Source organism: Streptomyces sp. NPDC051133, assembly GCF_040682635.1.
Classification (GTDB): domain Bacteria; phylum Actinomycetota; class Actinomycetes; order Streptomycetales; family Streptomycetaceae; genus Streptomyces.
Genome location: NZ_JBFBBK010000003.1, coordinates 162,856 through 187,912 on the forward strand (window position 1 = coordinate 162,856; position 25,057 = coordinate 187,912).

21 protein-coding genes and 1 pseudogene are annotated in these 25,057 nt (G+C 73.3%); 7 read left to right on the forward strand and 15 right to left on the reverse strand.

Features of this window, described 5'->3' with window-relative positions; genetic code table 11:
• Nucleotides 1-5: 5 nt before the first annotated feature.
• The 4 genes from AB0N17_RS05120 to AB0N17_RS05135 form a co-directional block, all read right to left on the reverse strand.
• The gene (locus AB0N17_RS05120) at nucleotides 6-647 is read right to left on the reverse strand and encodes a carbonic anhydrase (RefSeq protein WP_366009737.1); all 642 of its coding nucleotides are present in this window, start codon (nucleotides 645-647) and stop codon (nucleotides 6-8) included.
• A gap of 132 nt (nucleotides 648-779) precedes the next feature.
• Nucleotides 780-1,439, reverse strand: a complete 660-nt coding sequence (locus tag AB0N17_RS05125; RefSeq protein ID WP_366009738.1) for a histidine phosphatase family protein — start codon at nucleotides 1,437-1,439, stop codon at nucleotides 780-782.
• Nucleotides 1,440-1,875: 436 nt separating this feature from the next.
• Nucleotides 1,876-2,988: a histidine kinase gene (locus AB0N17_RS05130; RefSeq protein ID WP_366009739.1), complete on the reverse strand. Its 1,113-nt coding sequence runs from the start codon at nucleotides 2,986-2,988 to the stop codon at nucleotides 1,876-1,878.
• A complete protein-coding gene (locus AB0N17_RS05135; protein ID WP_366009740.1) occupies nucleotides 2,985-3,653 on the reverse strand; it encodes a response regulator transcription factor in 669 nt (222 codons plus the stop codon). Before AB0N17_RS05135 ends, AB0N17_RS05130 begins: the two co-directional genes overlap by 4 nt.
• Nucleotides 3,654-3,968: 315 nt before the next feature.
• Here AB0N17_RS05135 and AB0N17_RS05140 point away from each other — a divergent pair, with 315 nt between their 5' ends.
• Complete coding sequence (locus AB0N17_RS05140) at nucleotides 3,969-5,021, forward strand: serine hydrolase domain-containing protein (RefSeq protein ID WP_366009741.1); 1,053 nt, start codon at nucleotides 3,969-3,971, stop codon at nucleotides 5,019-5,021.
• A gap of 74 nt (nucleotides 5,022-5,095) precedes the next feature.
• Nucleotides 5,096-5,725 (forward strand): glyoxalase, encoded by a 630-nt coding sequence (locus tag AB0N17_RS05145; RefSeq protein ID WP_366009742.1) that lies wholly within the window; start codon nucleotides 5,096-5,098, stop codon nucleotides 5,723-5,725.
• 122 nt (nucleotides 5,726-5,847) lie between these two features.
• Here AB0N17_RS05145 and AB0N17_RS05150 read toward each other — a convergent pair whose 3' ends face one another.
• Complete coding sequence (locus tag AB0N17_RS05150; RefSeq protein ID WP_366009743.1) at nucleotides 5,848-6,435, reverse strand: histidine phosphatase family protein; 588 nt, start codon at nucleotides 6,433-6,435, stop codon at nucleotides 5,848-5,850.
• 40 nt (nucleotides 6,436-6,475) lie between these two features.
• Complete coding sequence (locus AB0N17_RS05155; RefSeq protein ID WP_366009744.1) at nucleotides 6,476-6,838, reverse strand: hypothetical protein; 363 nt, start codon at nucleotides 6,836-6,838, stop codon at nucleotides 6,476-6,478.
• 137 nt (nucleotides 6,839-6,975) lie between these two features.
• Here AB0N17_RS05155 and AB0N17_RS05160 point away from each other — a divergent pair, with 137 nt between their 5' ends.
• Nucleotides 6,976-7,521, forward strand: coding sequence for a hypothetical protein (locus AB0N17_RS05160; protein ID WP_366009745.1), 546 nt, complete (start codon nucleotides 6,976-6,978; stop codon nucleotides 7,519-7,521).
• Nucleotides 7,522-7,555: 34 nt separating this feature from the next.
• Here the strand turns inward: AB0N17_RS05160 and AB0N17_RS05165 are convergent, their stop codons facing one another.
• Nucleotides 7,556-8,089 (reverse strand): MarR family winged helix-turn-helix transcriptional regulator, encoded by a 534-nt coding sequence (locus AB0N17_RS05165; RefSeq protein ID WP_366009746.1) that lies wholly within the window; start codon nucleotides 8,087-8,089, stop codon nucleotides 7,556-7,558.
• A 264-nt stretch (nucleotides 8,090-8,353) separates the two neighbouring features.
• On the opposite strand from AB0N17_RS05165, the gene AB0N17_RS05170 reads away from it, so the two are divergent.
• Entirely contained in the window at nucleotides 8,354-9,424 is a 1,071-nt protein-coding gene (locus tag AB0N17_RS05170; RefSeq protein WP_366009747.1) for an alkene reductase, read from the forward strand.
• 83 nt (nucleotides 9,425-9,507) lie between these two features.
• Entirely contained in the window at nucleotides 9,508-10,413 is a 906-nt protein-coding gene (locus tag AB0N17_RS05175) for an NADP-dependent oxidoreductase (protein ID WP_366009748.1), read from the forward strand.
• Nucleotides 10,414-10,672: 259 nt separating this feature from the next.
• Here the strand turns inward: AB0N17_RS05175 and AB0N17_RS05180 are convergent.
• Nucleotides 10,673-11,192: pseudogene (locus tag AB0N17_RS05180) on the reverse strand (hypothetical protein).
• Between the two features lie 68 nt (nucleotides 11,193-11,260).
• Here AB0N17_RS05180 and AB0N17_RS05185 point away from each other — a divergent pair.
• The gene (locus tag AB0N17_RS05185; RefSeq protein WP_366009749.1) at nucleotides 11,261-12,976 is read left to right on the forward strand and encodes an MOSC and FAD-binding oxidoreductase domain-containing protein; all 1,716 of its coding nucleotides are present in this window, start codon (nucleotides 11,261-11,263) and stop codon (nucleotides 12,974-12,976) included.
• Nucleotides 12,977-13,009: 33 nt separating this feature from the next.
• Here the strand turns inward: AB0N17_RS05185 and AB0N17_RS05190 are convergent, their stop codons facing one another.
• The 5 genes from AB0N17_RS05190 to AB0N17_RS05210 all read right to left on the reverse strand — a co-directional run bounded on the left by AB0N17_RS05190 (nucleotide 13,010) and on the right by AB0N17_RS05210 (nucleotide 23,352).
• The gene (locus AB0N17_RS05190; protein WP_366009750.1) at nucleotides 13,010-15,007 is read right to left on the reverse strand and encodes a hypothetical protein; all 1,998 of its coding nucleotides are present in this window, start codon (nucleotides 15,005-15,007) and stop codon (nucleotides 13,010-13,012) included.
• Complete coding sequence (locus AB0N17_RS05195) at nucleotides 15,004-16,119, reverse strand: VWA domain-containing protein (RefSeq protein WP_366009751.1); 1,116 nt, start codon at nucleotides 16,117-16,119, stop codon at nucleotides 15,004-15,006. Before AB0N17_RS05195 ends, AB0N17_RS05190 begins: the two co-directional genes overlap by 4 nt.
• 344 nt (nucleotides 16,120-16,463) lie before the next feature.
• Nucleotides 16,464-18,845: a DUF5682 family protein gene (locus AB0N17_RS05200; protein ID WP_366009752.1), complete on the reverse strand. Its 2,382-nt coding sequence runs from the start codon at nucleotides 18,843-18,845 to the stop codon at nucleotides 16,464-16,466.
• Nucleotides 18,845-19,942: an AAA family ATPase gene (locus AB0N17_RS05205; protein WP_366009753.1), complete on the reverse strand. Its 1,098-nt coding sequence runs from the start codon at nucleotides 19,940-19,942 to the stop codon at nucleotides 18,845-18,847. Before AB0N17_RS05205 ends, AB0N17_RS05200 begins: the two co-directional genes overlap by 1 nt.
• On the reverse strand, nucleotides 19,939-23,352 hold the full coding sequence (locus AB0N17_RS05210; RefSeq protein ID WP_366009754.1) for a DUF4132 domain-containing protein: 3,414 nt from the start codon (nucleotides 23,350-23,352) through the stop codon (nucleotides 19,939-19,941). Before AB0N17_RS05210 ends, AB0N17_RS05205 begins: the two co-directional genes overlap by 4 nt.
• A 189-nt stretch (nucleotides 23,353-23,541) precedes the next feature.
• Here AB0N17_RS05210 and AB0N17_RS05215 point away from each other — a divergent pair, with 189 nt between their 5' ends.
• A complete protein-coding gene (locus AB0N17_RS05215) occupies nucleotides 23,542-24,066 on the forward strand; it encodes a hypothetical protein (protein ID WP_366009755.1) in 525 nt (174 codons plus the stop codon).
• On the opposite strand, the gene AB0N17_RS05220 is transcribed toward AB0N17_RS05215, so the two are convergent.
• Nucleotides 24,039-24,539 (reverse strand): GNAT family N-acetyltransferase, encoded by a 501-nt coding sequence (locus tag AB0N17_RS05220; RefSeq protein WP_366009756.1) that lies wholly within the window; start codon nucleotides 24,537-24,539, stop codon nucleotides 24,039-24,041. The genes AB0N17_RS05215 and AB0N17_RS05220 overlap by 28 nt on opposite strands.
• On the reverse strand, nucleotides 24,527-25,039 hold the full coding sequence (locus AB0N17_RS05225) for a cupin domain-containing protein (RefSeq protein WP_366009757.1): 513 nt from the start codon (nucleotides 25,037-25,039) through the stop codon (nucleotides 24,527-24,529). The genes AB0N17_RS05220 and AB0N17_RS05225 overlap by 13 nt, the downstream gene beginning before the upstream one ends.
• Nucleotides 25,040-25,057: the final 18 nt, after the last annotated feature.

Consider the following 25,057-nt stretch of genomic DNA (forward strand, 5'->3'; position numbering starts at 1 on the left):
GCGGGTCAGGACGCCGACGAGGCGGGTACGTCGATGCCGCGTGCGGCGACCAGCCTGGCGCTTCCGTCGGTGAGCCGGTAGCACAGGCCGATGACGGCGGTGCGGCCGGAGGCGACGCGCTCGGACAGGACGCGGGAGCGGTCCAGCAGCAGGTCCACCGTGTGGCGGACGTGCTCCTCGAGGACGGCGTCGGCGTCGTAGTGCCCCGCGGCGTGGGCGGCCAGCACGCTGGGGGTGACGCGCTCGACGACGTCCCGGACGTAACCGGCCGGGGTAGTGCCGTCCTGCAGCGCTGTGCGGGCCGCCGCGACCGCCCCGCACGAGTCATGGCCGAGCACGACCACCAGCGGCGTCTCCAGCAGGCCGGCGCCGTACTCGATGCTTCCCAGGACCTCCGGTCCCATGACGTGACCGGCGGTGCGGACCACGAACAGGTCGCCGAGGCCACGATCGAAGATGATCTCGGCGGCCAGGCGGGAGTCGGAGCAGCCGAAGAGGACGGCGAACGGACGCTGGGCAGGAGCGACCTCCGTACGGCGCGCCGCATCCTGGTTGGGGTGCTCGGAGCTGCCGGAGACGAAGCGCTGGTTTCCCGCCAGCAGCAGGTCAAGGGCTTCCTGAATGGTGAGAATCGGGGCGTCGGTCATGGCCGTAGGGTATGCCGAGCCGGGAAGTCGCACCCGTGGGGCCCCGGCGGGCATCGCCCCGACCGCTTCACGGCGCACCGGCTGCCCCGCGGATGCGGCCCCTGCCTCGGTTCGGAGAGCGCGTCGCCGTCGTCAGGCCGCGACATCCCGCAGCTGGGCCGGCGCGGGCTGATCGCCGCAGGTGGGCACGGGCGCCGCAGGCCGCGACAGGAGCCGTCGCCCGGCCCCCTGGGGCAGGACGTAGCCGAGCCTGACCTCCCAGTAGCCGTACTGCCGGGTGAGGGCGACCGCGGACAGGGGCCGCACCCCGAGATGCCGGAAGGCCCGCGCCGGTACGGCCAGGGCATGGATGAGCGCGGCCCGCACCACGGCCGCCTCGGTGACGGCCACCGCGTGGCCCGCGTCGGCCGGCATGCTCCTCAGCCACTCCGCCGTGCGGCGGCACAGCTGACGTACGGATTCGCCGTCGTGGGGCGCGGCATCCGGATCCGTGAGCCAGGCGCTGAATCCGTCGGGGTCGCTCGCGGCGACGTCGTCGAGCGTGCGACCCCGCCATGTGCCCAGGTCGAGGTCGCGCAGCGCAGGCTCGGGCACCGCCGTCAGGCCCATGGCGTCGGCGGTCTGCGAGCAGCGGACCGAGGGCGCCCGGACGGCCATCTCGTGCGGTGAGAGCACTGCTCTCGCCATTCCTGCCATCCGCTGGCCGCGCTCACCGAGGGGACCGTCGCCGAGGAGTGGATCCAGGGCGGCGTCACCGCCGGGCGCGCACAGAAACGTCAGGTGGATCGTCATGGGACCGACCTCCTTCGGGGCCCGGCACGACTCCGGCTGGTGAGACTCGCCCCACGGTGCGCGATCGGCCGAGCCGGGAACCCGACCGCCGGGCGGACGGGGCGGCGGAGGGAACAACCGACGCCACCTCGTCACTCACCTGCTCCACGATCGGCGGAGCACCCCCCGCCGCACCATCCGTCAGTTGTCCGAACCGACCCCGCCACCCGGCCGACCCCGCCGCCACCCCGCCACCACCCCGCCACCCGGCCGACACGGCCGGCACTCCGCCGGCACGCCCGCTGCCCGCCCCGCCGGCACAGCACAGCGCGCCGCGCCGCCGTCGCACCGCGGCCACCACGCGTCCGGACGCGGGACCGGCGGCCGCCGCGCCGCGCACCACGGCGGACACCGGGGGCACCGGCCAGGCCGTGGGGGCCCGCAGCGGCAGGGGCCTTCACCGGTTCCGTTCGACGGGCAGTTCCAGGCAGAGTTCGTAGCCGCCCTGGGCCGTGGGACCGGAGGTGACGGTGCCGCCGAGGAGCTCGGCTCGCTGGGTCAGGCCGACCAGGCCCTGCTGGGAGCTCGGCAGGGCGAAGGCGCGGCGGGTGGCGGCGGTGTTGGTGACGGTGGCGCGGAGAGCGCCGCCCCGATGGCTGATGCGGACGGTCGCGGTGGCGCCGGGGGCGTGTTTGCGGACGTTGGTCAGCGCTTCCTGCACCGTGCGGTAGACGGCGCGCTGGACCGTCGGCGGAAGCTCCTCGGGCAGGTCGGTCTCCAGCTTCGCCTCGATGCCGCTGGCCTCGACCAGGTGCTCCAGATCGGCGAGGGAAGGCTGCGGGGTGAGCTCCGTGGGCCTGCTGCCGGAGGCCCGCAGAACGCTGACCATGTGCCGGAGTTCTTCCAGGGTCTGCACGCTCAGACGGCGGATCGTGGCTGCGGCCTGCCTCGTCTCGGCGTCGTGGCTGCCCACCTGGAGCGCTCCGGCCTGTACGGCGATGAGACTCACTTGGTGGGAGACCACGTCGTGCATCTCCCGGGCGAGCTGGGCCCGCTCCTTCGCCAGAACGCTCTGGGCGGTCAGCAGCCGCTCGTGCTCGCGGGCCTCGGAGATGTCCGCGAGCCGCAGGGACAGCTCGCGCCGGGCCTGGACGAGTTGGCCGAGGAAGACGGGAGCGGCGGCGGTGGCCAGGGTGTAGCTCAGATGGAAGAGGTTGTTCGTCTGGGACAGCTCGGTGGCGTCCAGGGAGGACCACGGCCACGGCATGAAGTCGATCACCGCGTAGGTCAGCGCGCAGCCGGCCAGCAGGAAGCGGTGCCGGTTGAGCGAGGAGAGCGTGTACAGCGCGGCCATGGGGGCGACCACCGCGTCGGTGATGAGAGCGGTGGGCAGCGTGAGGGCGAAGGTCGTCAGTGGCAGCCGGTGGCGCAGCAGCAGGGCGACGGCGCCGAGTACCGCGCAGGCGGCGGCCGGCCGATCCCCGAAGCCCACGTGAACCCATGCGTCGGCCACCGCGAAACCGACGAGGGCGATGTCGAGCAGCACGGCCGGCGGCCGGCGGGGGCTCATCGGGCGCCCTCGTCCTGCGACCGGGTGAGCAGACCCGCGCGCTCGGCGATCAGAGCCGCCTGCACACGGCTGCTGACCTGCAGTTTGCCCAGCACGTTGGTGACATGGCCCTTGATGGTGCCGGTGCTCAGGTGCAGCCGTTCACCGATGTCGGTGTTGGCGAGTCCCTCGGCCATGAGGACGAGCACGGCTCGTTCGCGCTCGGTCAGCCGAGCGGTGAGACGGACGGCGGTGGACTCACGAACGCTGTTGTCGAGGTAGCCGTCCACCACCAGTCGAGTGACCTTGGACGACAACACGGTGCCTCCCTCGGCCAGCGTACGTACAAGATGGGGAAGCTGCTCGGGATCGGTGTCCTTGAGCAGGAATCCGGCGGCGCCCGACCGCAGCGCGGTCGCCACGTACTCGTCGGTGTCGAACGTGGTGAGCATGGCGATCACCGGAGCCTGCGGCATCCGACGGAGGTCGGCCAGAATCGTGAGCCCGTCCACGTCCGGCATGCGGATGTCGAGCAGGACGACGTCGGGCTCCAGCTCCCGTGCGGTGCGCACGGCCTGGCCGCCGGGGACGGCGGCGACGACCTCGATGTCGTCCGCGGCTTGGAGAATGTGGGTGAAGCCCGTGCGGATCAGGGCTTCGTCATCGACCACCAGTACCCGGATCACGTGCGCTCCGCTCGTCGCATGCCCCGATCGATGCGTACCCCCGCCGCGGCGTCCTCCCGGCGGACGGCACGGAGAACCCGCCGGTTGGCGGCGTGACCTCAGCCGGTCGGCCGGGGTGGCACCGGCCGGGCGCGGGGCCCGCTCTCCCGGCCGCGGGTACGACACCCCCGGCGCCCGCGGGCGGCTGCCGAGGCCGTCGTGGCCGGGCTGGGCAAACACCTCGTCCCGCCCCTCGTGGCGCAGCCCGGACCTGGTCCCTCGGCTCACTACGCTGAGCGACGGGACAGCACACGGCCCAGGACAGATCGGAAGACCATGGCCCTCGACCTCGACATCGACCGCATCCACCAACTCGTCGACGAAGGTGTCCGTGACAAGGTCTACCCCGGCGCCGTCTGGGCCGTCGGTGACCGCAACGGAAACATGGCCATCGGCACCCCGGGCGTCATGAATCCCGACCGGCCCGACGAACCGATGCGGCACGACACCGTCTTCGACGTCGCGGGCCTCACCCAGATCCTCGCGGTTTGGTCGTCCGTCGGATCACTCGTCGAGGACGGCACCCTGCGCCTCGATGTGCGGCTGGGCGAGTTCTGGCCCGAGGTGAGCGGCCATCCCCTGGGCCGGGTGAACACGCGCCAGCTGCTCACCCATTCCGCCGGCGTCCCGCCCCGGGCCCACCTCAAGGACCTGTACGGCACCGACCCCCGGGCCGTCCGCGAAGGCGTCCTGCGCGAAGCCCTGCGGCGTCCGCCCGGCGAGGCCACGGAGGGCACCGACCGCACCGCACTCATCCTCGGCTACCTCGCCGAGCACCTCTCCGGCCAGAGCCTCGACGCGCTCGCGGACAGCCGCGTCTGGCGGCCCCTCGGCATGACCCGTACCTGCTACGGCCCCCTGCCCGCCGAGACAGCCGCCCGCTGCGCACCGACCGAACTCGACGACACCGCGGGATCCCACCTGAGGGGAACCGTCCAGGACGTCTCGGCGCGCCTGCTCGGCGGAGTCTGCGGCATCGCCGGTGTGTTCTCCGTCCTCCCCGACCTCGCGGCCTTCCTGCGCCACATGCTGCAGCCGGCCCGGGACGGCGGCCGGCCGGGCTTCGGCGCCGGCTGGGTCCGGGAGTCGCTCCGGATCCAGACCGGCGAACTCACGCCTGCCCGCGGACTGCTCTGGCAGCCCGCCCCGGGAACCGACCCCGAGGCCGACGACATCTGGGTCCACTACGGCTGCACGGGAACAGGAGCGTGGCTCTCCCCCAAGCGCGGCCGCTGGGCGGTCTTGCTGACCAACAGGCTCTACTACACGAGGGACCGCGAGCCCCTCAGCCATGTGCGCGACGCATTCCGGTCGCTCGCCTTCGCCTGACCCCCTGGAAGCGGAACCAGACCGAGCATTTTTCGAGAAGCGCCGGCGCCCGGGCTGCCTCTACCTTCGACGGTATGACTTCTATCGACTCCGTCATTCTCGAAGTGGCCGACGCCACGGCCGCCGCCGGCTTCTACTCCTCCGCCTTCGGACTGGACTCCTCTCAGGTGCGCGTGCGCGCCTCCGAGGCACCGACGACGGGCTTCCGCGGTTTCACGCTCTCTCTCGTCGTGTCCCAGCCGGGCAACGTCGACGCCCTCTTCAACGCCGCCCTGGACGCCGGGGCCACCGTCCTCAAGCCCGCCTCGAAGTCGCTGTGGGGCTACGGCGGCAGCCTCCAGGCCCCGGACGGCACCATCTGGAAGATCGCCACGTCGAAGAAGAAGGACAGCGTCCCGGCCAGCCGGTCCTTCGACGAACTCGTGCTGCTGCTGGGCGTCGAGGACGTGAAGGCCAGCAAGCAGTTCTACGTCGAGCAGGGGTTGAGCGTGGGCAAGAGCTTCGGCGGCAAGTACGTCGAGTTCGCCTCCGACTCGGGCGTGAAGCTGGCGCTGTACAAGCGCAGCGGTCTCGCCAAGGACGTGGGTGTCCCGGCCGACGGCTCCGGATCGCACCGGCTCGCCCTCGCCAGCGCCGCCGGCCCGTTCAGCGACCCCGACGGCTTCGTCTGGGAGGCCACCGCCTCCGTGTCCGCCTCCGCCTGAGACCCCGGTCAGCCCCGACGGCGGGGCGGCAGGCACAGGGGGGCGCTTCGGACGGTCAGGTTGCCCGGCCTGCCGGGGGTCGGCGGGAGTTCAGGCAGCGGGCCTGCCCGCGGCGGCCGCCGCTACGGGACGTTCCACGCGGAGATGAAGGGCTGCCCGTCCTCAGCGGCCAGAAAGCTCAGGGTGCCGGGATGCGGGTGCCCGAGCAGCCGGGCGGCCGACGCGTCCAGACCCAGCCAGCGCACGGTGAGCACACGCGCCAGATGACCGTGCGCGACCACGGCGACGTCACCGTCGCTCAGCAGCGGCCGGATCCGGTCCAGCACCGCGTCCGTCCGCGCGGCCACCTGCTCGAGCCGCTCACCGGGATGGCCGGGGCCGCCTGTGACGACGCCGTCCCGCCACAGGTCCCAGCCCGGCCGCGTTCGACGGATCTGCGCCGCGGTCATGCCCTCGTAGCCGCCGTAGTCCCACTCCACTAGGCCCGAGTCGGGTCGGACACCGGTCAGTCCCGCCAGCTCGGCCGTCCGCATGGCACGGCTCAGCGGGCTGCTGAACACCGCGACCAGCGGGCGTCGGGCCAGCCGCGGGGCGAGCGCCTCGGCCGCGGCCTCACCCGCGTCGGTCAGCGGAACATCCGTGCGGCCCGCGTGCCGGCCCGACAGGCTCCACTCGGTCTGGCCGTGCCGGATCACAATCAACTCCCCCATGGGTGGGCACGCTACCTGATCCTGCGTCAGGACGGCCCGGTCACCTTCCGCGGACGGACAGCCGACGGCCGGTCGTCCCGTCGGTCACGGTCCTCGTCCCGAGGGGTTCGTGCAGGGTCGCGCGGGCCGGGCCGAAGCGAGCGTCTGCCGGGCAGGCGACGTCCGGTCCCGTGCGTGTGGTGATGCGCACGGTGAGTACGACGCCCTCGGCCGTCTCGGACGCGCGGAGCCGGGGCAGGCCGTCGCACCCACCGGACTCCGCGAGGACGGTGAGGGTGCGATCGTCCGCGCTCACCGTGACCGGGTGGGTGATCGCCTCGTTCCTGGTGGTGGTTTTCGCTCCGGCTGCGGATGCGGTCGAACATCCCGTCAGGGCGACCAGGCCCACGAGCGTCATCAACACGGCGCGACTGTCGAACATATGAGTCTTCACAGTCAGCAGACGCCGGTACGGACGGTTTCGTTCGATCGCGGCGGGCAGCGGTACGGCCATGCCCGATCGGCCACGCCTGCACGGGCGGCCGTGACATGCTGGTGCGCGTGATCGATTCCTCCGCCGACGGCTGGTCCTTCGCAACCGCCCGCGAACCGGCCCGATTCGGTGCGGGCGAGCACGACGGGGTTCCCGGCGTCGAGCACGCGATGGCGGACGGCGGAACGCTGTGCGGCATCCCGGAGGACCAGGTCACCCGCTACAGGCATCTGTTCGCGTCTCAGGACCCCGAGGCGTGTCCGCAGTGCCGCCGGCAGGCTGCCGCCGCACCGACCGAGCCATGTGCCCAGGAACGACTGCACGACCTGGTCCTCGCCGCCGCCCCCGGACAGGCTCGCGACGACCTCCTCACCGGGCTGACGCAAGGCGCGAAGGTGGGCCTGTGGCTCCATGGCCCCACCGCGACCCTGGCCCGGCACTATGCCGGGCTCGACACCCTCACCGAGGGCGCGGGCGCCGCGATCGACGCATTCGACGCCGCCACGACGATCGGCCTGGCCCGTGTCGAGGACGCCTCCTGGTGTTTCCTCGTCGTCCTGCCGCACGACGGCAGCCGCCCGATCGTCGCACGCGGACCGCGCCGACCCGACTGACAACGCCTGAGCGGCCCTTGCCGCCACGTGGCCCCTACCGCTCCGTGAGGGCGTCCGGGGGAACGGTGGCCGCCTGGACGAGGTTCTCCTCCAGGCGTTCCAGCGTGCGCAGGGCGGCTGTGCGCTCCTGGTCCGAAAGGCCCGCGGTCGAGATGTCCTCGAGCCGGCTCCAGACCCGCTCGACCTCGCCGCGCAGTGCCTGGCTCGCCGCTGTGGGTTCGATGAGCGAGGCGCGCTTGTCGGTGGGGTCGGGGCGGCGGCGGACGAAGCCGGCCTGTTCCAGGCGCCGGACGGTGCGGGTCATGGTGGCGGCGTCCGAGTCGAGCAGGCGCACCAGGTCGGCCTGCCGCTGGGGGCCGAGCTCCCACAGATGCATCATGACCAGTTCCTGACCCGGGTGCAGGCCGATGCGGCGCAGCAGCTGTCCGGCGAACATGCGGTGCAAGCGGGCCAGACGGAAGATCGCGTGGCTGATCGGACCGCCGCCGGCCGCGGTCGGCACTGGGACGGTGGCCTCCTGAGCCGCCCCCGAGCGCCCCTGCGCGGGGTCCGGCGTGGACTGTGTCATCTCTTTACCTCACTTCCCTGCCCGAGCAATCAATCCTAGCTCTCGGGATCCGGCGGCCCACGCAGCGCGGGAACCCGACTCAACGGAAGGCAGCTCACAGGCCGTGACGCTCGTCACATGACCGCCCGGGAATGCATCCACCGCATTTACCTGTTCGGACAGGTGATTTACTTGTTCGGACAGGCAATTGCCGGTGTGGGCCTGGCCTCCCCGAGGCCCGAGCCGCAGAGCACCACTCACCCCGAGGAACCCGAGGAAGAAGACATGACCACTGCTTTCGATCCGATCGACCTGAGCGGCAAGCGCCTGACCAGCCGCGTCGTGATGGCACCGATGACCCGCAGCCGCGCCTACGGGCCCGGCGCCGAACCGACCGAGCTGATGGCCACGTACTACGCCCAGCGCGCCGGTGCCGGGCTGATCGTCACGGAGGGCGTCCAGCCCTCGCCGGTCGGCCAGGGCTACCCCGACACGCCCGGCCTGCACACGCCCGGGCAGGTGCGGGCCTGGCGGACGGTGACCGACGCCGTGCACCGCGAGGGCGGCGTGATCTTCGCCCAGCTGATGCACACCGGCCGGATCGGCCACCCGAGCCTGCTGCCCGACGGTCTCGTGCCGGTGGGGCCGTCGGCGGTGGCCGCCGAGGGCCAGGTCTTCACCCACGCGGGTCCCCAGGACTTCGTGACGCCGAGGGAGCTGAGCGAGGCGGACATCCGCCGGACCGTCGACGACTTCGCCGCCGCGGCCCGCAACGCCGTCGCCGCCGGGTTCGACGGCGTGGAGATCCACGGTGCCAACGGCTATCTGATCCACCAGTTCCTCGCCCCCAACACCAACCGGCGCACCGACGCCTGGGGCGGCGGCACCGAGGGCCGGATCCGGTTCGCCGTCGAGGTGGTCACGGCCGTGGCCGAGGCGATCGGCAGCCACCGGGTCGGCCTGCGGATCTCGCCCGGGAACCCGTACAACGACATCTCCGAGGACGGTCCGGGCGAGGTCTACGCCGCGCTGCTGAACCGCATCGCCGGCCTGGACCTCGCCTACCTGCACCTGCTGGAGGGGCCGGACCGCGACCTGACCTCCCGGCTGCGCAAGGCCTGGCCCGGCACGTTCGTCCTCAACCCGTTCACCCACCCCGACGCCACCGGCCCCGAGGCACTGCGGCTGGTCGAGGACGGCAGCGCGGACATGGTGGCCTACGGCGCGCTGTTCCTGGCCAACCCCGACCTGCCCCGGCGCCTCGCCGCCGGCGGCCCGTTCAACTCGCCGGACCCGTCCACCTTCTACGGCGGCGACCACCGCGGCTACACCGACTACCCCACCCTCACCGCCTGAGCGGCGGCCCCACCGAAGGGGCCGCACAGTGAGCCGGGGGCGTGCGGTCCTCTTCCCCATTCGTCATCATCCGGGAGTTCCTGATGTCCAAAGCGATCACCTTCTCCGAGTACGGCACGCCTGAGGTGCTGCGGCTGTCCGACGTGGCCCCGCCGGAGCCCGGCCCGGGTCAGGTCCGGATCCGGGTGCGGGCCGCCTCCGTGAACCCGCTCGACATGAAGATCCGGTCCGGGCTCATGGCCGGCGCCGTCCCTGCCGTCTTCCCCGTGACGCCCGGCCTGGACGCGGCCGGTGTCGTCGACGCCGTCGGCGAGGGAGCCGGCGCGGCCGTGGGCGACGAGGTCCTCGGTCACACCGTCGGCGGCAGCTACGGCGAGTACGCCCTGCTCGGCCGGCCGGTGGCCAAGCCCGAGGCGCTGACGTGGGAGGTCGCCGCCTCGCTGGTCACCGTGGGCGAGACCGCGTTCCGTGTCCTGGGGCAGCTGGGCGTGCAGGCGGGTCAGACCCTGCTCGTCCACGGCGCCGCCGGCAGCGTGGGCTTCGTCGCGGTGCAGCTGGCCGTGGCCCGTGGCATCACCGTCGTCGGAACGGCCGGCGAACGCGACATCGAGCGCGTCACCACACTCGGAGCCACCGCGGTCCGCTACGGCGACGGCTGGGCGGAGCGCGTGAAGGCCGCGGCGCCGCAGGGAGTCGACTTCGTCTTCGACGCCTCCGGGGCGGGTGTGCTCGCCGACTCGGTCGCCCTGACCGGTGCCGGCGCACGCGTCATCACCATCGCCGACGCCTCCGCCGCGCAGCACGGTGTGCGTTTCAGCGCCGGGGGTTCCGGCCGGGCCGGGGACCCCTTGCCGGAGCTGGTACGGCTGACCGCCGCCGGCCGGCTCACCGTGCCGATCTGGCGCACCTATCCCCTGGAGGATGCGGCACGGGCGCACGCCGACCTGGAAGCCGGCCACAACCGGGGCAAGGCCGTCCTGCTGCCCTGACACCGCCCCTCGGCCGCCCGGGGCGCCGCCGCCCGACGAGCCGGCCGGCGCCCCGGCGGGGCCCGGCCGGCGACGGCCCGAGGACGCCCGGCGGGGTCAGCGGGTTTCCGGCCTCGTCGGCGTCCGGTGGGCATCGGGTACGACCATGCTGAGCGGGCCTCGCTGCCAGGACAATCCCATGGCGGTTCCTTACGGTGGCAGGGTGTGCGGGTGGCTGCACCCCGGCGGGTGGTTCTCGGCGGCCGCCGCGTCCCGGGTGTCAGGTGAGGGCGCGGCCGAGGAAGTCGCGGATGCGCTCGGTGATGGTGCCCAGGTGGCTCTCCAGGGCGAAACGCCCGGACTCCAGCAGGTGGATCTCGGCGTCGGGAAGGTCCTGGCGGAACGCGGTGGCGCCGTCGGGGCCGAAGATCTCGTCCGCGCCCCAGACCACCAGGAGCGGCACCCAGGAGTCGCGGAAGTACTGGTGGACCTCGGGGTACAGGTCCACGTTGGCGGGATGGTCGCGGAAGAGGCTGAGCTGGATCTCGGCGTTGCCGGGCCGGTCGAGCAGAGCCTGGTCGTGGCACCAGTTGCCTCCCGGAGCCTTGGCGTAGGCGAAGACGCCGTCCCAGAAGGGTTTGACGAAACCCTCCTCGTAGGCGTTGCCGTTCTGGGTGACGATCGCGGTGATGCGGTCGGGGGCCTGAAGGGCGAGACGCCAGCTGCGCCGGGATCAGGTGCCGGAACATGTGCGAGCTGGTCGGGAAGCCCTGCAGGAGCACCACGGCGGGTGCGGTCAAATCGCCGGCCTCCCGGAAGAAGACACATCTACCCTGTCAACATGGCATTTACCGGTTAGGAGGTCCGCATGGCAACTCTGCTGTCCGTCAACGTGGGGATGCCCGAGGACGTCGCCTGGCAGGGAAGGACCGTCCGCACCGGGGCCTGGAAGTCACCGGTGGACGGCCCCCGGATGGTGCGGCGGCTGAACGTCGACGGGGACGGCCAGGGCGACCTGGCCGGGCACGGCGGCGAGATCCGTGCCGTTCTCGTCTACCAGTCGCAGTCGTACCGGTACTGGCAGGAACAACTCCGCCGCGACGACCTGACGTTCGGGATGTTCGGGGAGAACTTCACCGTCGACGGCCTGCCCGACGACGAAGTGTGCATCGGGGACCGGTACCGCATCGGCGAGGCCGAGTTCGAAGTCACCCAGCCGCGCGTCACCTGCTACCGCGTCGGCATGCGCCTGGGCGAACCCGCCATGGCGTCCCTGCTGGTGGCCCACCACCGGCCGGGCTTCTATCTGCGCGTGATCACCGAGGGACGCGTGCGCGCGGGCGACGAGATCACCCTGACCCGCAGGGGGCCCGAAGCACTCAGCGTCGCCGACACCGACGCACTGCTCTACCTCCCCGACCGCGATCCCGCGAAGCTGCGCCGGGCGCTGAACATCCCCGCCCTCAGCCCCGGATGGCAGCAGTCCTTCCGTGAACTCGCCGCCGCACGGCGGCCCGAAGCGGAGCCGGCCTGGCCGGGCTTCAGGACCATGCGCGTCGCCCGCATCGTCCCCGAGACCCCCACCGTCACGTCGGTCTACCTCGGCACCACCGACGGCACCCACCTGCCCGAGGCCTGCCCGGGCCAGTACCTCTCCGTCCGCCTCGCCGTCGGCGATGCCGCCCCCACCGTGCGCAGCTACTCCCTGTCCTCCGCGCCCACGGCCGACACGTACCGCATCAGCGTGAAGAACGAGCCCCACGGCAGGGTCAGCAGCTACATCCACGCCACGCTCCACCCCGGGGACCTCGTGGACATCGCCGCCCCCCGCGGGACGTTCGTCCTCGAAGCGGGGACCCGCCCGGTCGTCCTCGCCTCCGCGGGCATCGGTGCCACCCCCGTACTGGCCATGCTCCACCGGCTCGCCGCCGCACGGGACCCACGCCCCCTCTGGTGGATCCACACCGCGCACGACCGCGCCCACCACGCCTTCGCGGCCGAGAGTCACGCGCTCCTGGCCCGACTCCCCCACGCCCACGAGTGCATCTACTACACCGCCGCGGCCACCTCAGGGCCCGACGAGCCCCACATCACCCGGGGGCGGCCGACCGCCCGCTCACTCGTGGCCATGGGAATTCCCGCCGACGCCGACGCCTACGTCTGCGGCCCGACCGCTTTCATGGACGCCATCGGCGGCTACCTGCGCGAGCACGGTCTGCGCCCCGAGAGGATCCGTACGGAACAGTTCAACGCCCTGTCCGCCGTCAATCCCGGTGTCGCCCCGACGGCCGCGGTACGGCCCCACCAGCCCCCCGGTCCACCGGGCACCGGCCCCTCCGTCACCTTCGCCCGCAGCGGCATCACCACCCCGTGGTCGCCCGCCCGCGCTTCGCTCCTCGAGCTCGCCGAAGCCTGCGACATCCCCACCCGCTGGTCCTGTCGCACCGGCGTCTGCCACACCTGCGTCACCCACCTCGTGACCGGCGACACCGCCTACACCACCCCACCCCTCGAACTCCCCGAGTCCGGCACCGTCCTGGTCTGCTGCAGCCGGCCCACCGGCGACGTCGTCCTCGACCTGTAGCCGGACCGGCTCTCGTCCCCGGCCTGGCTCCCCCTAGCCCTCCTCCTGGTGCAGGTCCAGGCTCGTCGACAGGTGGATCTGGGCCGTCACCCAGTGCGGGGCGGCGGCGGGGGCACCCTGGTCGTGGAGGATGCGGACCAGGTCGTCCAGGTGGCGAGCCGCGGTGTGCAGGCCGGTGCGGTGCAGGTGGCCGGCGCCGGCGGCGAGCGCGGTGCGGGTCGTGGCCGTCACGTGGCGCAGACCCTGGTGGGCCGTGTCCGCCAGGGCGGTGAGCCCGGTCTCCAAGGCCGTGATGATCGGGTCGGCCGTGCGGTGCACGGCCGTTCTCAGCGTGGTGCCGCCCGCTCCGGGGGCCAGATCGGGGACGGTCACTCCCCCGGCGGTCAGGACGGCGAGCGGGTCCAGCACGGTACGGCCACGGTCCCGGCCCAGTGTGCCGCTGACGGCGCGGATCCCGTCGTCGGCCAGTGCGGCGGCCAGCGCGTCCAGGCCGCCGGGGCACAGCGGGTTGTACTCGGCGTGCAGATGGACGCCGTTCCCGGCCGGGTCGCGGAGGACCGCTTCGAGACGTTGCGCGGCGGGGTCGTAACCGATCTCCTCGACGGCGTCGACCATGACCACCCGTACGGCGTCCGCCTCGACCCTGGGGCGGATCAGCCGGGGCGGGCGCTCGGCGGCCGCCCGCAGGTGTGCGGCGGTGTCGCGCAGCAGCAGGCTCTCCGGGAGCTCGGTCCACGCCGAGCCGACCGGCGTGATGCTCGTCGCGGCGATCCGGCCACGGGCGAGGGTGACCGTGCGGTCGGCGGCGCGCGTGGTGTGTTCGCTGACAACGTTCGCGGTGGCCAGCGCGTGCAGCGGGGAGCCGAGCAGGCGGCGCGCGGACAGGTCGTGACCCGTCGGGGACTGGTCCTCCGTCAGGTCCCAGCGCTTGCGGAGCACCAGCGCGAGGCCGGCGTCGGCGTGCGCGAAGTACGTGTGCGCCGTACGGTCCCGGGCGGTGCCGCCGATCCGGCAGCCGAGCGCCACCAGCCGGACCCGCCTCAGGGGCGTCTCCGGTGCCTCCGCGGTGCCCAGCACCCCCACCGGGTCATGGCCGGCGGCACGGTGCCGGGCGTGCAGTTCGGCCAGGAGCAGGGCCAGGCGTTCGGGGCTGTAGCGGGTGGCGCGGGCCGTGTAGGCGTCGAGTTGTGCCCGCAGGTCGGCCACCGCGCCCGCGGGCCAGTGCTGGGACGTGGCGGCCAGCGCCCGCCCGGCGCGACGGAGCGAGCCGGTGAACACCGGGCCCGCCTGCTGCACGCCGTCCACGAGGAGTTCGTCGGCGAGCGTGACGGCCGCGCGCAGTGCCTCGCCCGCGGCGGCTGTGAGGGTCGTGCGGCCGCTCACCGTACGGCCGTCCACCGCACCACTGTCCGCCGTACGGCCTCCGACGGACACGTCGGTCGCCTGCTCGGCGTCCGCGGTGCGGAAGGCCCACACCGCCAGGGTGACGACCTCTCCGCGCAGTGCGGCGGCCGCGTCGGTGAGCGCGTAGCCCAGCTCGCGCGGGACCGGGAAGCGGACGGTGCAGGTGGGCAGTTCCACGCGGGGCGCCGGGTCTTCGGCGGTGGGGCGGTGCACACGGGCGGTGTAGCCGCGGGCGCGGGTCCGGTGGGCGGCGGTCAGGGCGGTGCGGCCCAGCGCGGCGGTCAGCGCGTCGTCGTCGAACTCGCCGGGCGACCAGACCACCAGGGGCTCCCCCTCCGACCGCTCCTCGTCCGGCGCGCCGCGCTGGTACGCCAGCACCAGTGCGATCCGGTGCCGGCAGACTCCCGCCGCGGCGCAGGTGCAGTCGGCCGTGTCCAGGCCGCGGCCCGGGGGCAGCGCGGTCTCGGTGCCGTCCGGGAAGACGCCGCGTACGGTGCCGTCGTCGCCGGTGGTCACCACCGGGCCGGAGCCCGCCGTCACGTCCTTCTCGGCACGCTTGACCAGGCCCCGGTTGGCGAGCGAGGAGAGCGTGTCGGGTGTCAGCGCCAGCAGGTCGGATCGGGTCACCGGGCCTGCCCTCCCCGGCCGATCCGCTCCGCGACGAACTCCGCGAGCCGGCCCGGCGTCATCGCCCCGACCGGGGCGCCCACCGCGGCCAGCCGTCCGGCCAGGTTCCGGTCGTAGACGGGGTCTGCTGCCTCGTCGACGGCTGCCAGGCACAGCACGGTGGTGCCCTGCTCGACCAGCTGTCGCACGGTGCGCACCAGGCGGAAGGGGTCGCCGCCCTCGTAGAAGTCGGAGATGAGGGCGATGATCGTGCGCCGTGGGTTCTCGACGAGCGAGGCGCCGTAGTCGACGGCGCGGGCGATGTCCGTGCCGCCGCCGAGCTGGACCCGCATCAGCAGGTCCACCGGGTCGGTCACGTCGGAGGTCAGGTCGACCACCGACGTATCGAACGCGACCAGGTGGGTCTTCAGTCCGGGCAGGCTCCACAGGCAGGCGGCGGTGACCGCCGAGTGGATCACCGAGCCGGCCATGGAGCCCGACTGGTCGACCAGCAGCACCAGTTGCCACTGTTCCAGGTGGCGGCGGGTGCGGGAGTGGAAGTGCGGCCGCTGGATGAGGACGCGGCGTTCCTCGGGCTGGTAGTGGGCGAGGTTGGCGCGGATGGTGGTACGGAAGTCGAAGTCGCGGGCGAGCGGCAGCCTGCTGGGGTGGCGGGAGCGGGAGCCGGTGAACGCCCGGCGCACCTCCGGCTGCAGACGTTCCATCAGCTGCCGTACGACCGTCTCGACGATCCGCCGGGCCGCCGCCAGCACCTGGGGGTTCATCAGGTGCTTGGTGCGCAGGACGGCCCGCAGCAGGGTCTGGCTGGGCTCGACGCGGGCGAGGACGTCCGGGTCGGTGACGATGTCGTGGATCTCGTACTGCTCCACCGCGTCGCGTTCCAGCCGTTCCACGGTCTCCTTCGGGAAGAGGCGGTGGATGTCGTCGAGCCAGTCGACGGCGGTCAGCCGGGACGGCCCGCTGCCACCTCGGCGGGAGTCGGCCGCACCGCGGCGCACCCCGCGGCGGCGCAGGTCCTCGTCGCGGCCGTACAGCCACTCCAGCGCGGCGTCGCGGGCCGCGGACGCGTTGTGCAGGGGCCCGGTGCAGCGTTCGGCGGCGGCACCGAGCACCAGACGCCAGCGCTCCAGCCCGGGATCGGGGACGGGCGGACCACCGGGCGGCGCCTCGTCCGGGGCGGGGGCCGGCGGCGTGCCTGGCGGTTCCGGAGTCGGGGCGGCCGGTGCCTGTGTCTGGGCGGCCGGTTCCGGTGTCTGGGCGGGCTGTTGGGGTGTCCGGGCGGGTGGTGCCGGTGTCTGGGCGGGCTGTTGGGGTGCCCGGGCGGGTGGTGCCGGTGTCTGGGCGGGTGGTGGCGCGGTGCCCGGCGCCGCCGGAACCTCGGCCGGGGCCGACACAGTGCCGGGCGGTTCCGGAGTCGGAGCGGGCGGTGCCGGTGTCCGGGCGGGCGGTCGGGGGTTCATCGGACTGCCTCCGGGTGCGGGGCGGGCACCGCTCCGTCCACGGGCGACGGCCCCAGTCCGTGGCGGTCGAGCAGTCGGGTCACGTTCTCCTCCAGGGCTCTGGCGCGGGCCAGCAGCAGGGGGTCGGCGGGGGTGCGCAGCAGCGAGCGGGCCGAGCCACGCAGTCCGCGGCGCTGCAGCAGGCGCTCGGCGATGCGCTCGCGCTCGCGCGGCGGGAAGAAGGCGAAGGCCTGGCGGAGCGCGGGCAGCCCGACGAGGAAGTCGGCCTCGGGCAACGCCGATACGACGCCGTCGAGGACGTCGATCAGGGAGTGCTCCTCGGCCGCGGTGCCGTGCGTGACCTCCTCGCGGGCCACCACGAACAGGCCGGTCAGCCAGTCACCGAGGGAGTCCACGGCGGCCGCGGCGAGCGCCTGTACCACCGGCGCGGGGTCGTCCGGGACACCCAGCGCCCAGCGCAGGCCGAACGCGGCGCCGCGCAGACCGGCCGGGGCGTGCGGGTCGCGGCTGATACGGGCCGCGGACCCGGCGGCGGACTCGGGGGTGACCGACAGCAGGCCGGGAGCGTGCCGCAGCGCATCGCGTGCGGCGGCCAGCGCGCGCAGGGCGGACAGGTCCACCCCGGGGCCGCCGTGCAGGCCCTCCGCCAGCCAGAACACCCGGTCGGCGGCGCCGCCCACCACCGCGCCCAGCGACCGGTCCCGGGCCGCCCCGAACACCCGGTCGTGCCGCCACAGGCCGAGCGTGGCCGACAGCGCCTCACCGAGCGGGCCGAGATCGCCGGCCTGCTTCACCTGGGCCGCGAGCGCCGCCAGCAGGCCGGCGCAGAGCGGGCCGACCCCGCACAGCACGGCGTCGAACAGCAGACCGGCCAGCGTCCCGATCTCTTTGCCCGCGGCGCGCATGCGCTCGCCGAGCAGCGCCGCGGCCGCCTCGTCCAGACGTGCCCCGTAGGCGCCGGCCTCGATCAGGGCCGCCTCCCGGGAGGCCGTCGCCGGGCGCGGCTCCCACACCTCGGTGAACACGGGGTCGGCGCCGTCGGCCGGGCCCGAGACCCGGGTGAAGCCCGGGATGCCCAGGACGCGCAGCCGGTGCAGGGCGCGGCTGCGGGCCAGACCCTCTTCTTTCGTCAGGTCCAGGGTGACCGGCGCGTCGGCGTCGGCCAGCCCCAGATGGGCGAGGTGCGTGGCCACGTCGTGGACCAGCGGGGGCAGTGGCGTGTCCGGGTGCAGCCGGCCCAAGGCCTCGCCGGTGCAGGCGGCGACCATCTCCGCCACCACCGGATGGGTGCCCGCGCCCAGGCCGTCCCGCGTCGTCCACGGCAGCGGCCGGTCCAGGTCGTCGGAGATCAGCGCGCCGGCCAGGCCGTCGAGGACGTCCACCCGCGTCTCGTACGGGTGGCCGCGCAGCCCGGCCAGGCCCTGGGACAGCGAGCGGGCGGCGATCAGGTCGGCCGTGGACAGCGGGATCCTGCTGTCGCGCAGCCGTTCGGTGACCGCGCGCAGCAGGTGCCGTCCGGCGGCAGTCGGGCCCGCCTCCCACAACCGCTGGTAGTAGCCGGGCGAGGGCATGCCGGACTGGTATCCGGCGAAGGCGTCCAACTGGCGGAACGAGTACGGCACGAGAAAGCTGCCGCCGAGCGCGCCGTCGGGCGGTTCGGGCACCGCGGGCCAGTCGGCCGGAGCCGCGGCATCCGCCTGCCGTGCGGACAGGGCCCGCAGGGCCGGCTGGTGGAAGCCGCCGGTGACCACCAGTACCGGGCGGTCGCCGGTGCGGGCCAGCGCGGCCCGCACCCAGGACGCCATGTACTCCTCGCGCGCCCGGTCGCCGTCGTCCGCCTCCGCGTCCCCGCGCACCAGGTCGAAGTAGGCGTCGAGGCGGGCGTGCAGCCGCTGCGGGTCGTCGTCCGGCTCGGTGACCTCGAACAGCCCGTCCCACAAGGCGTCCACGGAGTCGACGGCGAAGTGCGCGCACAGCCTGCGTGTGGCCTCCGCGTACCGTGCCTCCGCGTCCGCGTAGCGGTTGGCGTAGCGGTCGGTGCGTTCGGCGACGGCCGGATGCCAGGCGGGCAGATCCACGAACCGCACCTCGGCGCCGGCCGCGTGCCCTTCCCGCAGCGCGACCCACTCCGGGGAGTAGTCGCACAGCGGCGTCCAGGACGTGGCGACGCGCTCGTCGTCGCGGTAGTGGCTGAACACGGCGACGGGCAGCGTGTGTCCGAGCAGCAGTTCACCCAGCCGGTCGTTCATGTCCGCCGGGCCCTCCACCAGTACGAAGGCCGGCCGCAGCGTCCGGATCGTGTGGGCGACCAGACGCGCGCAGGCCGGGGAGTGGTGGCGCACCCCGAGGAAGACGGCGGGCGGAACGGGGGCCGGCATCAGTGCGCCAGCAGGTGACGGGCCTCGTGCAGGGCCTGCCACTGCGGGCCGGGCCGCCCCCGTGCCTCCTGTTCCAGGAAGCGGCGCAGCCGGGCGAGGTCCTCGGGGCTGTCCTTCGCTGCCGTACCCGCCAGACAGGCCACCACGTCGGCGGCGCTGCCCGGCTCGCCGCGCAGGAACCAGGCCCGCACCCCGATCGCGTGCGCCACGGAGACGGCCTCGGCGGTGCTCATGACCGTCGACATCCGCTCGCCCTGGGCCGCGTTGCCCCGCAGTTCGCGGAACGTGCCGACCAGAACCTCCAGCACGTCCCGGCGCGGCGGCGGCTCCACGCCGGACTGTCGCAGCAGCGCCGCGGCCTCCGCCTCCACCAGGCCCAGTTCGGTCTCGTAGTCGGCGATGGGGAACACCGTCTCGAAGTTGAAGCGCCGTTTGAGGGCGGCGCTCATCTCGTTGACGCCCCGGTCGCGGGTGTTGGCGGTGGCGATGACGTTGAAGCCCTGCCGGGCGAAGACCAACCCCTGCGGTCCGTCCAGTTCGGGAAGGGTGATGACCCGGTCGGAGAGCAGGGAGAGCAGGCAGTCCTGCACCTCCAGCGGGCAGCGGGTGATCTCCTCGAACCGTACGATCCGCCCCTCGGCCATGCCGCGCAGCATCGGCGCGGGCACCAGGGAACGTTCGGAGGGGCCCTCGGAGACCAGCAGCGCGTAGTTCCACGAGTACTTGATCTGGTCCTCGGTGGTGGCGGCGCCGCCCTGCACGGTGAGCGCGCTGCTGCCGCTGACGGCCGCCGCGATCAGCTCCGACAGCAGCGACTTGGCGGTGCCGGGCTCGCCCACGAGCATCAGGCCTCGGTTGGTGGCCAGCGTCACCAGGGCACGCTCCACCAGGGAGACGTTGCCGACGAACTTGCGGCTGATGCCGCCCTGTTCGTCGCCGACGATGAAGCGGCGGGCCGCCCGCAGGCTCAACTGCCAGCCCGGGGGCCGGGGATCGTCGTCCGCGGCACGCAGGGCGGCCAGTTCGTCGGCGTGGCGCACCTCGGCGGGCGGGCGCTGGAGCAGCGCCTCGCCGGCCTCTTCGACGGTGGCGGTCACTTGGCGGTCACCTCCGTGAGGTCGGCGAGGATCTCGGAGGTGATGACCGGGTCGAGGTCGCCGAAGCGCAGCGGGTACGTACGGCTCGACCAGTAGTCGCCCGGCATGGAGTCGAGCCAGACGCTCTCGAAGGTCTGGTCGGGGAACACGTCCAGCGCGCCGACGGCGATGCCTTCGTCGAGACCGATGACCGGGTAGTGGTCGTCGTCGATGCGCCGATGGAACCAGCGCTCGACGCCCGCGTCCTGCGGTTCGCCGCGCTCCCAGCCGCGCTTGGTGAGGCCCAGCAGCTTGCCGACCGGGACGGTCGCGCCCTCGAACCGGGTCAGCCGGTGTCCGGCGGCCTCCTCCTCGGTCAGCGCGTGCAGGGCCCGGCCCAGCTGCGGGAAGGGCTGGAGGATCTCGTAGTCGGCGAACAGCTCCGACCAGGCGTCGAGGTCGTCCGTCAGGTGCAGCGGGTGCGCCACGCGGACCGTCGTCTCCTCGGCAAGCGTCAGCTCGTCGTCGTGGACGTCGGCGAAGGTGCGGTCCTCCGCCACCCGGAAGGCCGTGGCCACACCGCCGGTGTCGCCGATCCAGACCAGGCGGCGCACCAGGTGCCACACCAGCGGGTGCGCGACGAACAGCTCCCGGAACTCCGCGGCCGTCCAGGTGCGCTGTGCCACCATCGCCGCCTCCAGGCGCCGCACCTGGTCGCCGGCGACGGTGCGGACGTCCTTCTTCAGCGCGGCGAACCGCTTGCGCTCGGCCGGGGCCAGTTCCGGGTCGTCCTTGGCGCCGGGTGCGGGCAGCGCCTTGCGGTGCTTGCCGTCGGCGTCCCGGACGTAGGGGCGCAGCTGCTCGTCGAAGCCCACGGTGAACTGCCGGTGACCGTAGTCGATGACGGTGGTGCCGTCCGTGTCGAGGCCGAAGTCGGGCACGAGCCGGTCGCCCAGTTGCTCGCCGGTCAGGCCCAGGCCCTCGGCGACCTCGGCGATCTTCTCCTGGGCGCGCAGCTTGAGCGCCTTGAAGGGCACCCGCTGGGAGATGCCGTGCAGATGCATCAGCGCCACGTCGGTGCCGATCTCCGCGAGCACGTTCAGGCCCTCCACGGCGCGGTGGTGGCCGCCCTCGCCGGGCCAGGCCCGCACGACGGGCGTGAGCCGGCGCACGGTGTCGTCGTCGCCGAGCCAGCCGAGCGCGTGCAGCGCCCAGCTGTCCTTGGCCGGCATGCCGGCGAGCCGCCACTGCTCGAACAGGCCCCAGGCGAAGCGGGCGAGGGACTCGGCGGTGCAGTGCGTGGTCAGCACCTCCAGGCCCGGGTAGAGCTCGCCGGGCTTGGACAGCACCAGCAGCATCAGGGCGTTGCGCACCGCGTCGGCCGGCAGGGCTCCGCCCTCGGTGAGCAGGATCTGCGGCAGCAGCGCCGGGTCCGCCCAGGCGCCGATGGTCGGCACGCGGGCGGGCAGGGCACTGACCAGGGGATCGACGGCCAGCGTCTCCTCGACGATGCCCGCGCTCTCCTCGCCGCATCCTGCGACGGCCGCCAATACCGCAGCGCCGCCGTGGGCGTCCGCGAGCAGCCGCAGCGCCCTGTCGGCACCGCGCCGGACCGTCCCGACCGGCCCGACCGCGTGCGGGACGAGGAACGGCACCGCGGCCAGACCGTGCCGGGTCAGCCAGGCGCGGGCGGTGGCGTCGGCGGACTTCAGCCGCGCCAGCCAGTCGCACACCAGCGCGGTGACCTCGACGTCCCGGTACGGCAGCACCAGCTGACCGAGGGTGCTCGGGTGGCGGGCGGCGGCACGCCGTATCAACGGCAGTGCGGCCAGAGCGTGCTTGGCGGCGACCTGCTTCAGTACGCCCTCGCCGTCCCAGTAGTCCTCGGGAGCACAGTCGGCGAGCAGCGGCCGTACGACGTCCTCGGGGCCGGATACGAACAGGAGCACGTCCCGGACGCTCCCGAGCCGCCCCGTCGTCCTCAGGTGCTCGATCTCGCGGGACCAGTCGTACTCCACGCGCCACTTGGCGTACCAGCTGTCGCCCTTGGCCCAGCCCTCCTGCTCGCCCGGCTGCCAGACCACCGCCGGCTCCGGGGCCGCGGGTGCCTCGGCGGCCACCCGCGCCTTGCGGGCCTTGCGCTTGTCCGCCCATGGCGGGCCGACCAGCAGTGCGGGCAGTGCCTCGGCGGGGGCCTCGGGCGCCCGGTCGGCGCGCCTGAGGTGGGGCGTGACGAGTTCGGCGATCTCGGCCGGCAGGTCGGGCAGCACGGCAGCGGTCAGGGCGGGGTGCGCGTGGACGTGCGCGACGAGCAGTTGCCCGGCCGTCGTCGCGTTCTTGCCCGACCCGGTCGCCGCCGCGCCCAGCAGGCGCAGGGCGCGCACCGGGTACCGGCGCATCGCCTCCATCAGGTGCGGGCGGACGTGCTTGTTGTCGACGCGGTTCTGGAGCAGGCGGAACGCGTCGTCCGTCGGCAGCTCGACCAGGACGTTCGCGAAGGATTTGATCAGCTCGCTGTTGTAGGCCCGGTCGAGGGCCTCGTCGAGGAGCGGGGCGAAGGCCTTGCCGGTGCCCTCGGCGAGGGTGGCGACGAGCGCCGTCGTCCAGCCGCTCGAGCCGAGGCCTATCCGGGCGGGGAAATGCCGCAGCTGCTCCGGGGAGTTCAGCGAGCACAGCAGCATCGCCCGCAGGATTCCGTCGGCCTGCTGGACGTCGAGAAGACACTCGTCGACCCACTCCCGCTCGGCGGGCAGCAGGTAGGACACGACGATACGGCGGCGCACGCCGGTCCGGCAGCCGGCGAGTGCGGTGACCGTCTCCCGGTAGGTGTCCTCGTCGGCCACGCACAGCAGGGCCCGCATGCGGTCGGCGAACTTCGACCGGGCCCCGTGGGAGCCCGAGCCCGCCCCGTGGTGGAAGCCGAGCCAGGGGTCCTCGCGGCGGCCGCCGTGCTGGTGGTAGTGCGGCTCGACGTCGAAGTACTCCACGACTGCCCGCGCGGCGAACGCCAGACCGTGCGCGCGGACCCATTCGTCGACGTAGAGACCGTCCGGGAACTGCCAGTGGAAGGTCAGCGAGGCGAGCACGGCCGCGCCCAGCGCGTTGTGACGGCCACTCATGTGGGCCCGGGTGGCCTCGACGATCTGCGGGTCGCTCTTCGGGGCGGTGAGCATCGCCTCGATCCAGTCCGCCTCCTCGTGCAGCCGGAACGCCGTGCGCCGCTCCGCCTCGGGGTGCGGCCCGTCGACGCTCCGCTCGATCCCGCCGCGCCTCGGATACACCATCCGCCGCCAGGCGGCCGGCATCCGGAACGTCTCCTCGTCGGGCAGCGCGACCGGCTCCTCCTGCGCAGCCCCTCCGACGACCTCGGGTGCCTGGCCCTCGACCTCACCCTTCGCCGAGCCCTCCCCGACCGACTCCCTGCGCCCCACAGCCCCTCCTCCGTCGACCCCGATGGCTGGATCGATACCTTGATCAGATGGCTGTCACGTTATCCGGAGCCACTGACAACGCCCCCGGCGCCCAAAGACACCTGCGGCGCGCCGGTTTGCGGAATCGGCGGCTGCCCGCAGGGGGAAAAGGCCGTCGCTCGGTCCACTCCGGCGTTCTACGGTGGCTCAGTGGGCAACGATCGACGCGTCCGGCGCCTCGTGGTGGACGGGACGGCCTGGTACTGGACCGTCCGGCAGCGGGTGAGGTCCGACTACGCGGACTGCCGTCTGACGCTCTCCTTCTTCGAGGAAGGGTCCAGCCGGAACGCTCGGCGCCGGCTGACCCTGGTGTTCGCCCCGGGTCCGGACAGAATCGTCTCGAACTCGTACTTCGAGGCGGGCACGGTCGTACGCCTCCCCGACCGCAGCCGGCTGAACCTCGGCACGGAACGGTTGCCCGTCGCCCGGAACAGGGCGGCGCTGATGTCGTTCAGCTCGGGCACGAACTCCGCGGGGTTCGGCATCCGGGATATCGAGTGGCTCGTCATCACTGGAATCCTTCGCATCGGTCCGGTCGGCCACTTCACCGCACTGACGAACCGGCCGACCAAGGTGCGACAGCCACCCCGGGATTTCTTCTGCCTCACGCGCCCCGGGACTGCTGACGACGCCCGGGGCGGGCCGCTCTACGGCTGGAGTACCAGGTCGCGTTGATACCAGGTGCCCGGCTTGCCACCGATGTCGGCCGGGTCGGCCGGCCCGACCGGGACGAAACCGGCTTTGGTCAGCACCCTCTGGGACGCGACGTTCGCGTGGGTCGTGGCCGCCCGGAGTGTGTGCAGCCCGTGCCGTGCCGCCGCCAGCCGGCACAGCTCCCGGACGGTCGCGGTGGCCACGCCGCGGCCGGCGACGTGCCGAGCGACCCGGTAGCCCAGTTGCGCGGTACCGCCCTCCATGTCGACCAGATTGAACCTGCCGAGTACGGCACCGTCCTCGTCGACGAGCACGTGGAAGGCGCAGATGCCGGCGTCCTGCTCCGCCAGCAAGGCGTTGAACCGGTCGGTGAACCGGTCGAAGAAGGCGTCACCGCGGTCGGAGATCGAGGCAGCGAAGTAGGCCCGGTTCGCCAGCTCGAAGGCCAGGACGGCCGGGGCATGGTCGGCACGCAGTCGGGTCAGCGCGGGCATTGTTCGTCTTCCCTCGCGTCCGGCGCAATCCGGAAGGAACTGGTCCGGTGACGGCTGCGGAATTCGGCCAGCAGCTCATCGGTCGCTTCGGCCCCGGCACTCACGGCGGCATGGACATCGCGGAAATAGTCTTCGTAGCCCGCGGGCGTGTAGAGGCACAGGGCGCGGGCGACCACGGCGCCCGCGTTGCGGAAGCCGTGCGGGGTGCCGCGGACCGCCGCGAGCAGATGCCCGGGGCCGGCCGTCACCTCACCGTCCCCGGTGTGGAGCGTCAACTCGCCTTCCAGGACGTAGAAGTACTCGTCGTGTCCCTCATGCACGTGCGGCCTGGCACCCACGGTCCCCGGGTCGAGGCTGAACTCCTCGAAGGCGAAGTGCCCGCCCGTGTGCTCGCCGGTGAGCCGGAAGAAGTGTGCGACACCGGCGACGTCTATGAGTTCACCGTCCGAGGGGCGGCGCAGCAGCGGGCGGGCGGCAATCCGGGGCCGGTCATCGGTCATGGGGGGAAGTGTGCCTGA